The organism is uncultured Modestobacter sp., from assembly GCF_947486615.1.
In the GTDB taxonomy this organism is placed as follows: Bacteria; Actinomycetota; Actinomycetes; order Mycobacteriales; family Geodermatophilaceae; genus Modestobacter.
Genome location: NZ_CANKUD010000015.1, coordinates 13,061 through 26,234, shown reverse-complemented (window position 1 = coordinate 26,234; position 13,174 = coordinate 13,061). Strand labels below are relative to the sequence as shown.

The following is a 13,174-nucleotide window of genomic DNA, read 5'->3' as shown; positions in this document are numbered from 1 at the left end:
CGGCCCGATCATGCCCGGCGGCACGACCGGCCCGGCGCAGGCCCTCCCTGCGCCGGGCCGACCGACGCTCAGGCGGCGCTGATCCCCTGCCCCTGCTCGGACTGCACCTGCTCGATCCGGTCCTCCGCGGCCATCCGGGTCAGCGCAGCGCCGGCCTCGGCGTCCCGGGTGAGGTTCTCCCCGGTCGTCGGGTCGAAGACGTGCACCTTGCGGCTGTCCAGCCAGAACTCCGCGTCCCGGCCCTCGCGGATCCGGCTGGTCGCGTCGATCGACACGATCGCCTGGGTGCGCAGCTCCTCGGCGTCCAGCTCCTTGGACAGCTCGCGCAGCTGGGTGCGGATCTCGTCGGGTGCCTCGTAGGGGATGTAGGCGAACTGCGAGTCGCCCAGCCACTCGGTGACGTCCACCCGGGCGGTGAACACCGAGCCGAGGGGCCGCTTCGCCTCGTCGACCAGGGACGCGTCCTCGAAGTACTCCGGCCGGATGCCGACCAGCAGCAGGTCCCGCCCGGCGACCGCGGCGGCCCGGCGCTCGTCCAGCTCGATGTCCCCGAACGGCGTGGCCAGCCGGGACCCGTCCAGCTGGGCGGGGAGGAAGTTCATCGGCGGGGAGCCGATGAAGCCCGCGACGAAGAGGTTGACCGGCTGCTCGTACAGCTCGCGCGGCGAGGCGACCTGCTGGATCTTGCCCTTGCGCAGCACGCAGACCCGGTCGCCCAGCGTCATCGCCTCGGTCTGGTCGTGGGTGACGTAGACGGTGGTGATGCCCAGCCGGCGCTGCAGCCGGCTGATCTCCGTGCGCATCTGGCCGCGGAGCTTGGCGTCCAGGTTCGACAGCGGCTCGTCGAAGAGGAACGCCTCGGCCTGCCGCACGATCGCCCGGCCCATCGCCACCCGCTGCCGCTGTCCACCGGAGAGGTTGGCCGGCTTGCGCTCCAGGTGCTCGTGCAGCTCCAGGACGTCGGCGGCCTCGTTCACCCGGCGCTGCACCTCCCCGTCGTCGACCTTGGCCAGCCGCAGCGGGAAGGCGATGTTCTCGAACACGGTCAGGTGCGGGTACAGCGCGTAGTTCTGGAAGACCATCGACAGGTTCCGCTCCCGGGGGGCCTTGTCGTTGACCCGCTTCCCGCCGATGACCATGTCGCCGCTGGTGATGTCCTCCAGCCCGACGATCATCCGCAGCAGCGTCGACTTCCCGCAGCCGGACGGCCCGACGAGGATCATGAACTCCCCCTCGTCGATGTCCAGGCTGACGTCGTTCACCGCCGGGAAGCCGTCGCCGTACTTCTTGACGATGTTCTTCATCTCGATCGAGGCCATCAGTTCGTCCCTCTCGTGGTCAGCGTGGGTCGGCGGGCGGGCGTCAGCCCTTGACGGCGCCGTTGGTGAGGCCGGCGACGATGCGCCGCTGGAAGAGCAGGACCAGGACGACGACCGGGATGGTGACGATCACCGCGGCGGCGGCGATCGCACCGGTCGGGTCCTCGAACTGGGAGGCGCCGGAGAACAGGCCGAGCGCCGCCGGCACCGGTCGCGCGGCCTCGGTGGAGGTCAGCGAGATGCCGTAGACGAAGTCGTTCCAGGCGATGAAGAACGCGATGATCGCCGTGGTGAAGACGCCGGGTGCGGCCAGCGGGACGATCACCTTGCGGAACGCCTGCCAGGTGGTGGCGCCGTCGACCTGCGCGGCCTGTTCCATCTCCCAGGGGATCTCCCGGAAGAACGCCGACATGGTCCAGATCGAGATCGGCAACGTCAGCGAGAGGTACGGGATGATCAGCCCGGGCCAGGTGTCGTAGAGGCCGATGTTGCGCCACAGGTTGAACAGCGGCGTCACGATCGAGATCACCGGGAAGATCGCCACCGCCAGCGCCGTCCCGAGGATGAACTTCTTGCCCGGGAAGTCCAGCCGGGCGATCGCATAGGCGGCGAACATCGCCAGCAGGCAGGAGATCGCCGTGGCGATCAGGCAGATGCCGAACGAGTTGCGCAGCGCCGGCAGGAACAGGTCACTGGCCCCGCCGGTCAGGATGAGCGAGTAGTTCTCCCACGTCGGCGTGCCGGGGAGGAAGTCGCCGTTGTTCAGCGCGCTGGGCGCCTTGAACGACAGCGACACGATCCAGGCGATCGGGAACAGTGCGTAGAGGACGATCGCCACCCCGGCGACGCCCCACCAGGCCTTCTCCTTGGTGGACATCAGCCTTCCCCCCTCGACTGGGACAGGTCGACCTTGAAGCCCTTGATGAAGCTCATCGCGATGAACACCACGGCCAGGAACAGCAGCACCGAGACCGCCGACCCCAGCCCGATCTCCAGCCGCGAGATGGTCTGCCGGTAGGCCAGGAAGGAGACCGACTCGGTCGCGTTGGCGCCACCGGTCATGATGAAGATGCTGTCGAAGACCCGGAACGCGTCCAGAGTGCGGAACAGCAGCGCGACCATGATCGCGGCCTTCATGTTGGGCAGCGTGACCTTGCGCATCCGCTGCCACCAGGTGGCACCGTCGACCTTCGCCGCCTCCTGCAGCACCTCCGGCACCTGGGCGAGCCCGGCCAGCAACAGCAGCGAGATGAACGGCGTGGTCTTCCAGATCTCGGCCAGGCAGATCACCAGCAGCGAGGTCCACGTGCCGCCGAACCAGTCGGTGTCCTCGCCGATGCCCGGCAGCCAGCCGAACCAGCTGTTGACGAAGCCGGTCTGGATGTCGAAGGCGAACTGCCAGGCGAAGGCAGACACCACGGTGATGACCGCGTACGGGATCAGGATCGCGGCCCGCAGCACCGGCCGGATCGTGCTGAGCGCCTTGGCCATCACCATGGCGAGGGCGAAGCCCAGCACGAGCTCCACGGCCACGGTGACCAGGGTGATGAACCCGGTGACCAGCAGCGACCGCCACCACAGCCAGTCGGAGAGGATCACCGCGTAGTTCGACAGCCCGGTGAACGAGCGGTTGTCCGGGTCGGTCAGCCGGAAGTCGAACAGCGAGTCGTAGACCGCCTGGGCGATCGGGTAGGCAGTCACCAGGAGCATGACCAGCAGAGCAGGGCCGGCCAGCAGCCAGCCGAGCTTGCGCTCGCTCTTCGACCGGTCGCTCGTCGTCCCGCCGGGGGCGGAGACCGGTTGGGTCTTCTCCACCGGGGGGAGCGTCGTCTGCGTCACAGCAGTTGCTCCTTCCGCAGCACGGCGGTGATCAGGTCGGTCGCCGCCTCCGGGGTCTCCTGGGGGTCGACCGACGACGGCGGGTGGTAGACCCGCTGGATCCCGCCGGAGACCTCGCTGTAGTACGGCGTCTGCGGCCGCGGTGCGGCGAGCTCGAGCGAGTCACGGATGGTCGGCGCCATCGGGAACTGCTCGAGCACCTCCGGGTCGTCGTAGACCGCGGTGTCCGACGCCGGGTTGCCGTTGGTGACGAAGTAGTAGGCCTGGTTCTCCGTCGAGGTGATGCACTCGGTCGCCTCGTACGCGAGGTCGGGGTACTGGCTGAAGGCCCCGACGCCCAGGTTGATCCCGCCGTACGGCGGCGCGGCCGGGGTGTCGGCGTCCACCCGCGGGTAGATCGCCCAGCCGTAGTCCTCCGGCACCGAGGCCTCCATCGTCCCGGCCTCCACCGCGGCGAGGGCCCGGGGGTAGACGAACGGGTAGTTCACGTTGAACCCGCCCTCGGGGCTCTCGAACGCCGTCGCGGTGGAGTCCTCGTTCGCCGTGGACAGCGCCGGACCGGCCGTGCCGCTGGTGGCGATCGTCTGCATCACCTCGGCGGCGCGGACCCCTGCCTCCGACGTCAGGCCCAGCTCGATCGCCGAGGGGTCGGTCGAGTTCTCCGCGATGATCGACCCACCGGCGGACTCGATGAGGGCGTTGAACCAGACGGTGAGGGCCTCCGCGCGGATGCCCTGCACGCCGACCTGGACCTGCTGCTCCTGGGCGGCCTGGACGATCTGGTCCCAGGTGACCGGCTGGGTCATGTCCAGCCCGGCGGCCTCGGCGACCGAGTTGCGGTACCAGAGCAGCTGGGTGTTCGCCCAGAACGGGACGGCGACCAGCTCGTCGTCCCAGGTGGAGCCCTCGACGGCGCTGTCCACCACGTCCTCGGTGACCCGCTCGGCGACGTCCTCGGGCACCGGGGCGAGGAAGCCCGCCTCGGCGAACTCCGGGATGAACGGCGGGTCCAGGCTCATGATGTCGATCGAGGCGTCGTTCGCCGCCAGCCGACGGATCAGCTGCTCCCGCTGCTGGGACGCCTCCCGCGGCAGCACCGCCGTCTCGATCACGTACCGGCCGCCGGCGTCCTCGGTGCACCGGGCGGCGATCTCCGCCTGCCCACCGGAGTCCGGGTTGGTGTACCAGGTGAGCGTCGGCACGCCGCCCCCGTCACTGCCGCAGGCGGCCAGCGTCGAGGCCAACACCCCGGCAGCGGCCGCACCGGCGAGCGCTCGGCGCCCCCGGCGTGACCGGCGTGGTCCGGTCCGCCCTGCCCGTCCTCCGTCGTCTCCGACCCAGCTGACGTCCGGCACCGGCCACCGCCTCCGTTCGCCCGCAGCGGCCTCGTCGCCGCTGTGGATCTCGGAGAGTGGCCCAGCCCACAGGGGCTGTCAACCGGAGCGAGACCGCCCGGTGACCGGCGGCCGACGGGCTCAGGAACGCGCGGCGATCACCGACGGGGTGGTCACCTCGCGGGGGGTGCGCGGCAGCACGTACTGAACGTAGGACCGCACCGCCGCCCAGGTGCCGACGTCGAAGCCGGCCCGTTCGGAGAGGAACCAGCGGTGCTCCAGCACCTCGTGGAAGAACTCCGCCGGCTCCAGCCGGCCGGCGAGCTCCGGCGGCACGGCGGTCACCACCGGCAAGTACACCTCGGTCAGCCAGCGGTGCGCGGCGACCGTCTCGGGCACCGGCTCCCCGCGGCGCTGCTCGAGGTAGGCCCGGAAGGAGCGCAGGTCGTTGAGCAGCCGCAGCGCCTGGTTCTCCTGCACCTGCAGCCCGGTCAGCCGGCCCAGCTCGCGCCGGTGCTGCCCCGGCTCGGCCACCCGGGTCTCCACCCGCAGCCGGGCACCCTCGGCGGAGGTGACCAGCTCGATCTCCCCCACGTCGAAGCCCAGCTCGTTGATCCGCTGCACCCGCTCGGCGACCCGGTAGGCCTGCTCGTCGGCGCGGAAGACCTCCTCGCGGGTCACCTCGTCCCACAGCGCCTCGTACCGGCCCGGGAGGGCGTTGGCCACCTCGATCGGGTCGATCTCCGCCGGCAGCAGCTCACCGGCGGCCAGGTCCATCAGCTCGGCGCCGACCCGCTCCCGGGCCAGCTCGACGTCGTAGGCCCGCTTGCGGGGCGACAGCGACCCGTGCCGCTCGGCGGTCTCGGCGTCGACCAGGTAGGCGGTGTAGGTGCCGGCGTCGGGCCGGAACAGCGTGTTCGACAGCGAGCAGTCGCCCCAGTAGACGCCGGCCAGGTGCAGCCGCACCAGCAGCTGGACCAGGGTGTCCAGCAGCTGGTCGGGCGCCTGCCCGGCCCGCGGCCCGGAGAACAGGTAGCGGTAGGACATCGAGTACTCGAGGTACCGGGTGACCAGGATCGCCTGCTGGTCGTCGGGCCGGTCGAAGCAGATGCCCAGCACCGACACCGACGGCAGCCCCTCGCCCTCGAACTCGGTGAGCAGCGCGTACTCGTGCCGGGCCAGCGGCTCGGAGATCTCCTTCAGCGCGTAGACCCGCCCCTCGCTGACGGTGAACCGCACGACGTGCCGGGAGATGCCCCGCTGCGGCACCTCCAGCAGCAGGTCCTCGTCCCACTCCTCCAGCGGCTGGTGCCACGGCAGCGCGAGCAGCCCGGCGGCCTCGGCGGCCGGGGGTCGGAACAGGTACCGCATCGTGCGCTCCGGATGTCGATCGCCCGGGGATGTCCCTCCCCGGTCCTGGCACGGGCGTCGGCGCCTCCAGTGGCGTTCGGCGGTCACCCTGCCACGCCGGCCGGGCCTGGTGGCGCGCCCCGTCGTCCGCCCCCGGCCGGGCAGCGGCGGACGACGGCGCTCGCCGCACCCGCTGCCGTCGCCCCGGAGGACGAGCGCCCCGCCGCGCTCCACGGCGGGGCGCCGCCGGGGTCAGCCGACGAGCTGCCCGGTGACGACGGCGGCCTGCGCGGCCCGCTCCTGCACGGTGCCCGGCTGGAGCACCAGGCCGAGCAGCCAGCGGCAGACCAGCTCGGCCTCCGGGCGGGAGATCCGCAGCGAGGCACCCAGCGTGCTCACCACGTCACCCCACCGGACGGCGTCCAGCGCCATCATCTGCACCAGGGTCTCCGGCTCGGTCTCGGCCAGCCGGCGCAGCACGGGGTGGCCGCCGACCTCCTCGGCCAGCGCCGGCACCGCGACGGTCAGCGGCAGCTCGGCGGCGAGGGCGGCCAGCCGGTCCAGCTCGAAGGCGATGAGGGCGTGCGCCACGTCGTCCTTGGTGCGGAAGTGGTTGTACAGCGTGGCCTTGGCGACACCGGCCGCGGCCGCGACGTGCTGCATGGTGGTCTTCTTGAGCCCTCGCTCGGCGAAGGCGGTGCGGGCGCCCGACAGCAGGCCGCGGCGGGTGCGGCTCATCGCGACACCCGGGCGAGGGGCCGACCGACGGGCCTCGGTGCGGGGCGGGGCCGGGGTGGTCCGCGGCGCGGGCACGGCGACGGCCAGCGACGGCACGGGCGCGGTGAACTGGTGGCCGGGGGCCGGCGGCTGCATCAGGGCCGCGCCGGAGGGCACCGGGGTGGTGAGGTGCTGACCGTGGACCGCGGCGGCCTCGGCGGCGGCCGCCTCGGCGGCGTCGGCCGCCAGCACGGTGACCCCACCGCGGCCGGCGCTCGGCACCGGCAGGGAGGGGTGCGGCGGCAACTGCGAGCGGGATCCCGGGGAAGACATGGACACTTTGTGCCCTCCCGGTCGCACTGGGTCAAGGAGGTGGACACCGAGCGAAGATCGTGTCGCGCGTTCCGCCGCCCCCTGGACGGTTGCCCCCGCCCGTGACCGGGACAGTCACCTCAGCTCGCAGACCGGCCGGCCCCCTCGCAGGGGCCCGCCACGAGCCTGCGAGTGGTGGATCCGGCCCCGTCCCGAGGCTCGCCCCGAGCTCGCGAGGGGTGAGGAGGACGGGGTCCTTCGACTTGCTCAGGCGGCGAGGGAGACCGCGCCGCGGCCGCGCACGGTCGCCCGGGCCGGCTGCCCTCCGCCGACCAGCGCCAGCGCCGGCTCGGCGACCGGCGTCTCGACCGCGCCGTGCCCGGCGGCCTCCTCGACCTGCGGCGCGTCGGTCTCGTCGTCCTCGCGGCCGGCCGGGCGGGCCAGGGCGACCTGCCGCACCGGGCGGCTCGGCTCGGACAGCCGCATCTCCAGGCTCACCTCGGCCAGCAGGTCGGCCAGCTCGACGTCCAGGGCGTCGCAGATGGACGCCAGCAGCTCGGAGGAGGCCTCCTTCTGCCCGCGCTCGACCTCGGAGAGGTACCCCAGGCTGACCCGGGCCGCACCCGAGACGTCCCGGAGGGTGCGCCGCTGCCGCAGCCGGTGCCCCCGCAGCGTGGTACCGAGCTGGGTGCGCAGCAGCGTCATGGCCGTCTCCTGTCCACTCTTCCGAGCAGGTCGAACGAGGCAGCGGTGACCCCCGGACCGGCCGGGGACACCGTGTGCTCACCGTACGCGGCCATGACCCTGGTCACCGGCCCGGTGGGGACACGTCCGCTGATGGCGTAACACCCCCGCCGCCTCCCGGCTTCCCCGCCCCGGACGGCGGCGGCACCGGGTGCTCGACCAGCCGGGCCAGCAGCCGCTGCACCGCTTCCCGCACCGCCCCCGCCCGCACCGCCGTGCGGTCGCCGGGCAGGTCCAGCTCGTGCACGACGGTGAGCACGCCGTCGCTCAGCCCCAGGTACACCCGCCCGGGCGTGTGCCCGTCGACCGGATCGGGTCCGGCCACCCCGGTCAGCCCGATGCCCCAGGTGGCCGAGCAGCGACTGCGGATGCCCTCGGCGAGTGCGGCCGCGGCCGGTTCGCTCACCGGCCCGTGGGCGGCCAGCAGCTCCGGTGCCACCCCGGCCAGCGTCGACTTCAGGTCGGTGGCGTAGACGACGGCACCGCCGCGCAGCGTGGCGCTGGCGCCGGGCACCTCGGCGAGCGTCGCGCAGAACAGCCCCGCGGTCAGCGACTCGGCGGCAGCCACCGTCTCACCGCGGGCCAGCAGCGCCTCGTGCAGCTGCTGGGCGGCCGGCGGGGCCGCCGCCGTGCCCGGCTCCCCCGCGGCGCTCACGCTGCGTCGTCCCGGCGCTCCTGCCCGGCGGCCGGTTCGTCACCGGCCGTGGCCCGCCGGGCGGCTGCGGCCTGCATCGCCCGGGCACTGGTGCGGCGCAGGGTCAGCGCCCGGTAGACGTAGTCCAGCCCGGTCACCACGGTGAGCACCAGCGCGGCGGCCATCACCCACCAGCGGGCGGAGGCGAACACCCCGCTCATCGGCAGGATGTACATGCCGATCGCCAGGGCCTGCAGCACCGTCTTGGCCTTGCCGCCGCGGCTGGCGGCGATCACCCCGTGCCGGATCACCCAGAACCGCAGCAGGGTCACCCCCACCTCGCGGACCAGGATCGTCAGCGTCACCCACCAGGGCAGCAGCGCGAGCACCGACAGCCCGATCAGCGCGGTGCCGGTCAGCGCCTTGTCCGCGATCGGGTCGGCGAGCTTGCCGAACTCGGTGACCTGGTTGCGCCGGCGGGCGATCATGCCGTCGTACCGGTCGGTGATGATCGCCAGGGCGAAGAACAGCGTGGCCCAGTAACGGCGGCCGTCGTCCATCCCGCCGTCGGTGAGCAGCAGCAGGGCGAACAACGGCACGACGGCCAGCCGCAGCAGCGTCAGGGCGTTGGGCAGGTTCACCAGGCGGGCGGTCTGCGGTGGCGTGGCCGCCGGGTCGGCCGACCCTCCCGGTACCACCGCGCTCATCGACTCAGACCCCGGCCGACACGGCCATCGGGGTGGACAGTCCGGACGGCGACGGCAGCGCGCGGGCGACCAGGTCGACGCCCTCGGTGTCGACGACCTCGGCCACGACCACCTGACCGGCGACGGCGCCGGCCGGCACGCCGCTGACCGTGGTGGTGCCGTCGGCGTCGGGGTCCTGGTGGGCAGCGTGCCCGCCCCAGGTGCCCGGCTCGGTCACCGCGGACAGGTCGTCGGTGAGCAGCACCTCCACGGTGGTGCCGATGCGCTCCTCCGCCCGCTGCGCGGTGAGCTCCTCGACCAGGTCGGTGATCCGCCGGACGCGGGCGTCGATCTCCTCCTGGTCCAGCTTGCCGGGCAGGCCGAGCGCCTCGGTGCCGTCCTCGTCGGAGTAGCCGAAGACGCCGACCGCGTCGAGCCGGCCCTCGGTCAGGAACCGCTCCAGCTCGGCGACGTCGTCCTCGGTCTCGCCGGGGAACCCGAGGATGACGTTGGTGCGGAAGCCGGCGCCGGGCGCCAGGGAGCGGGCGCGCTCGATGATGCCCAGGAAGTCCTCGGTGCCACCGAAGCGGCGCATCCGGCGCAGCAGCGTGGGCGAGGAGTGCTGGAAGGAGAGGTCGAAGTAGGGCGCGACGCCCGGGGTGGCGGCGATGACCTCGAGCAGGCCGGGCCGCAGCTCGGCCGGCTGCAGGTAGGCCACCCGCACCCGGACGATGCCCTCGACGGCGGCCAGCGCAGGGAGCAGCTTCTCCAGCGAGCGGAGGTCGCCGACGTCCTTGCCGTAGGAGGTGGAGTTCTCGCTCACCAGCACGATCTCGGTGACGCCCTGGGAGGCCAGCCACTGGGCCTCGCCCAGCACCTCGGCGGCGGGGCGGGAGACGAACGAGCCGCGGAAGGCCGGGATGGCGCAGAAGGCGCACCGCCGGTCGCAGCCCGAGGCGATCTTCAGCGCGGCGGAGGGCCCGCTGGCCAGCCGCTTGCGGCGCAGCCAGTCGTGGCCGGGGATAGCAGGGGCGTCGGGGGCCTGCACCGCCGCGGTGCGGTCCACCGGGCTGATCGGCAGCAGGGTGCGCCGGTCGGTCGGGGTGTGCGGCACCAGCGGGCGGCCGGTGAGGACGTCGTCGAGCCGGTCGCCGATCGCGCCGTAGTCGTCGAAGCCGAGCACCGTGGCCTCCGGCAGCGCCCCGGCCAGCTCGGAGCCGTACCGCTCGGCCATGCAGCCCACGGCGATCACCTCGGCGCCGGTGTCGGTGGCGGCGAGGATCGCGTCGACCGAGTCCTTCTTGGCGCTCTCGATGAAGCCGCAGGTGTTCACCAGCACGGCGTCGGCGTCCTCGGCGTCGGCCACCAGTTCGTAGCCGTCGCCGGCGAGCCGGCCGGCCAGCTCCTCGGAGTCCACCTCGTTGCGGGCGCAACCCAGGGTGACGACGGCGACCCGCCGCGGCGATCCGGAGGAGCCAGCGGCGAGCTGCTGCCCTTCCGGTGAGGTCATGGGGCGGGGCAGAGCTGGCACTTGCCCAGCCTACGCGCCGTCCGGGGCGCGACCGGCGGTGCAGCCCGCAGCAGGCGCCGCGGTCGCACGCCGTACCGGCCTGCCTGCAGGGGCCCGCGCCGAGCGCAGCGAGGTGTGGGGGGCAGGCAGGTCCTTCAACTACTCGCCGCCGCCGCGCAGGATGAACAGGGTCGACTCCAGCTCGTCGGGCTTGACCAGCACGTCGCGGGCCTTGGAGCCCTCCGACGGCCCGACGATGCCGCGGCTCTCCATCAGGTCCATCAGCCGGCCGGCCTTGGCGAAACCGACCCGCAGCTTGCGCTGCAGCATCGAGGTGGAGCCGAACTGGCTGGTGACCACCAGCTCGATCGCCTGGACCAGCAGCTCCATGTCGCCGCCGACGTCCTCGTCGATCTCCTTCTTCTCCCCCGCCGCGGCGGTGAAGACCTCCTCGCGGTACTCCGGCTCGGCCTGCCGCTTGGTGAACTCGACGACCGCCTCGATCTCGGCGTCGGACACGTAGGCGCCCTGGACGCGGATCGGCTTGCCGGCGCCGATCGGCAGGAAGAGCGCGTCGCCCATGCCGATCAGCTTCTCCGCGCCCGGCTGGTCGAGGATGACCCGGCTGTCGGTGAGGCTGGAGGTGGAGAAGGCCAGCCGCGAGGGCACGTTGGCCTTGATCAGGCCGGTGACGACGTCGACCGAGGGGCGCTGGGTGGCCAGCACCAGGTGGATGCCGGCGGCGCGGGCCTTCTGGGTGATCCGGACGATCGACTCCTCGACGTCGCGCGGGGCGACCATCATGAGGTCGGCGAGCTCGTCGACGATGGTGAGGATGTAGGGGTAGGGCTGGTAGACCCGCTCGCTGCCCGGCGGGGCGGTGATCTCCCCGCGCTCCACCTTCTTGTTGAAGTCGTCGATGTGCCGCACACCGGTGGCCCGCATGTCCTGGTAGCGCTGCTCCATCTCCTCCACCAGCCAGGCCAGCGCGGTGGCGGCCTTCTTGGGGTCGGTGATGATCGGCGTGATCAGGTGCGGGATGCCGTCGTAGGGCGTCAGCTCGACCATCTTCGGGTCGACCAGGATCATCCGCAGCTGGTCCGGGGTGGCCCGCAGCAGCAGCGAGGTCAGCAGCGAGTTGATGCAGCTGGACTTACCGGCACCGGTGGCACCGGCCACCAGCAGGTGCGGCATCTTCGCCAGGTTGGCGCAGACGAAGCCGCCCTCGATGTCCTTGCCCAGCCCGACCAGCATCGGGTGCTGGTCGGCCTTGGCCACCTGGGAGCGCATGACGTCGCCGAGGCTGACCGTCTCGCGGTCGGTGTTGGGCACCTCGACGCCGACCGCGGACTTGCCGGGGATCGGGGCCAGGATCCGGATGTTGTCGTTGGCGACGGCGTAGGCGAGGTTCTTGGTCAGCGCGGTGATCTTCTCGACCTTGACCGCGTTGCCCAGCTCGATCTCGTACCGGGTCACCGTCGGGCCACGGGTGTAGCTGGTGACCGCGGCATCGATGTTGAACTGCTCGAGCACGCCGGTGATCGCCTCGATGGCGACGTCGTTGGCCTTGGACTTGGCCCGCGGCGGGGTGCCCGGCCGCAGCACGCTGACCGAGGGCAGCGTGTACGTGCCCTCGACCGGTGAGATCCGGAGCTGCTCGGGCTCCTCGATCGGCGGCAGGTCCTCCGGCGGGGCGGTCCGGTCCACCACGGCCGGCCGGCGCACCGGCTCCGGCGGCGGAGGCGGCTCGTGGACGACGGCCTCCGGTGCCTCGTCCAGCGCACCGACGTCGATCACCCCGGTGTCCAGGGTGTCCTGCACGGAGGCGGCCGCGGCGGCCTTGCGGCCCTTGCGACCGCGGGGCGCCGGCTCCTCCTCCGGCTCCTCGTCCTCGTACTCGTCGTAGTCGTCGTACTCGTCGTCGCGGCCCAGCTGGCGGTCGACCCACTCACGCAGCCGCTCGGGCACCTGGTGCACCGGGGTGGCGGTGACGACCAGCAACCCGAAGAAGGCCAGCAGCACCAGCAGCAGGACGGTGACCACCGGCCCCACCCCGGCGGTCAGCGGCATGCCCACCGCCCAGCCGAGCAGGCCGCCGGCGCCGGAGCGGTCGGCGTCGTCGACGTCGGGCCCGGTGACGTGGGCGATGCCCACGACCGCGGCGACGACGCACAGCCAGCCGATCATCAGCCGGCCGCGGGCCTCCGGGCGCGGGGGGTGGCGCAGCAGCCGCAGGGCGACCAGCAGCAGGACGACGGGCAGGACGGCGGTCAGCGCGCCGATGGTGAACCGGACGCCGTTGGCCAGCGCCTCCCCCACCGGGCCGATGCCCGAGGTCCAGGTGGCCGCGCCCAGCACGATCGCCAGGCCGAGGACGGCCAGGCCCACCCCGTCGCGGCGGTGCTCCGGGCCCAGCGGCTCGGTCTCCGCGGGCCGGGCCACCGAGCGGGCCAGCCCACCGGCGCCCTTGGCCAGCAGGCCCCAGGCACCGGACGCGCCGCGCCACAGGCTCCCGGCGAGGGTGCCCTGCTTCTTCGGCGCCGGACGGCGCGCGGCGGTGGAGCCGCCCCGCTTGGCCGGGGGGCGCTTCTTGGCGGTGGAGCCGGCGGCGCGGGGCCGCGAGGAGCCGCTCCCGCGAGCCGGCGCCCGGTTCGACGTCGTCGCGCGAGCAGGCATGCGTCGACGGTACGGCCCCGGAGCGTCCAGTTGGACGATCCTGAGCCGCGTGT

11 protein-coding genes are annotated in these 13,174 nt (G+C 73.0%); all 11 read right to left on the bottom strand.

Annotated elements, in window-relative coordinates; genetic code table 11:
• Positions 1 to 68: 68 nt before the first annotated feature.
• The 11 genes from ugpC to Q1A09_RS20655 all read right to left on the bottom strand — a co-directional run bounded on the left by ugpC (position 69) and on the right by Q1A09_RS20655 (position 13,121).
• A complete protein-coding gene (gene ugpC / locus Q1A09_RS20705) occupies positions 69 to 1,319 on the bottom strand; it encodes an ABC transporter ATP-binding protein (RefSeq protein ID WP_299959600.1) in 1,251 nt (416 codons plus the stop codon).
• 43 nt (positions 1,320 to 1,362) lie between these two features.
• Positions 1,363 to 2,196: a carbohydrate ABC transporter permease gene (locus tag Q1A09_RS20700; protein ID WP_299959597.1), complete on the bottom strand. Its 834-nt coding sequence runs from the start codon at positions 2,194 to 2,196 to the stop codon at positions 1,363 to 1,365.
• Positions 2,196 to 3,158: a carbohydrate ABC transporter permease gene (locus Q1A09_RS20695; RefSeq protein ID WP_299959594.1), complete on the bottom strand. Its 963-nt coding sequence runs from the start codon at positions 3,156 to 3,158 to the stop codon at positions 2,196 to 2,198. Before Q1A09_RS20695 ends, Q1A09_RS20700 begins: the two co-directional genes overlap by 1 nt.
• Positions 3,155 to 4,405, bottom strand: a complete 1,251-nt coding sequence (locus Q1A09_RS20690) for an extracellular solute-binding protein (RefSeq protein ID WP_299959591.1) — start codon at positions 4,403 to 4,405, stop codon at positions 3,155 to 3,157. Before Q1A09_RS20690 ends, Q1A09_RS20695 begins: the two co-directional genes overlap by 4 nt.
• Before the next feature lie 228 nt (positions 4,406 to 4,633).
• Positions 4,634 to 5,863 (bottom strand): DUF4032 domain-containing protein, encoded by a 1,230-nt coding sequence (locus tag Q1A09_RS20685; RefSeq protein ID WP_299959588.1) that lies wholly within the window; start codon positions 5,861 to 5,863, stop codon positions 4,634 to 4,636.
• 231 nt (positions 5,864 to 6,094) lie between these two features.
• Entirely contained in the window at positions 6,095 to 6,892 is a 798-nt protein-coding gene (locus Q1A09_RS20680) for a TetR/AcrR family transcriptional regulator (RefSeq protein WP_299959585.1), read from the bottom strand.
• Between the two features lie 246 nt (positions 6,893 to 7,138).
• Positions 7,139 to 7,576, bottom strand: a complete 438-nt coding sequence (locus tag Q1A09_RS20675) for a helix-turn-helix domain-containing protein (protein ID WP_299959582.1) — start codon at positions 7,574 to 7,576, stop codon at positions 7,139 to 7,141.
• A 103-nt stretch (positions 7,577 to 7,679) separates the two neighbouring features.
• Positions 7,680 to 8,270, bottom strand: a complete 591-nt coding sequence (locus Q1A09_RS20670; RefSeq protein ID WP_299959577.1) for a CinA family protein — start codon at positions 8,268 to 8,270, stop codon at positions 7,680 to 7,682.
• Positions 8,267 to 8,956 carry a CDP-diacylglycerol--glycerol-3-phosphate 3-phosphatidyltransferase gene (pgsA, locus tag Q1A09_RS20665; protein ID WP_299959574.1) on the bottom strand — a complete coding sequence of 230 codons (690 nt, stop codon included), beginning with the start codon at positions 8,954 to 8,956 and terminating at the stop codon, positions 8,267 to 8,269. The genes Q1A09_RS20670 and pgsA overlap by 4 nt, the downstream gene beginning before the upstream one ends.
• A gap of 4 nt (positions 8,957 to 8,960) precedes the next feature.
• Entirely contained in the window at positions 8,961 to 10,466 is a 1,506-nt protein-coding gene (gene rimO, locus Q1A09_RS20660) for a 30S ribosomal protein S12 methylthiotransferase RimO (RefSeq protein WP_299959571.1), read from the bottom strand.
• A 138-nt stretch (positions 10,467 to 10,604) separates the two neighbouring features.
• On the bottom strand, positions 10,605 to 13,121 hold the full coding sequence (locus tag Q1A09_RS20655; protein WP_299959568.1) for a DNA translocase FtsK: 2,517 nt from the start codon (positions 13,119 to 13,121) through the stop codon (positions 10,605 to 10,607).
• Positions 13,122 to 13,174 lie beyond the last annotated feature (53 nt).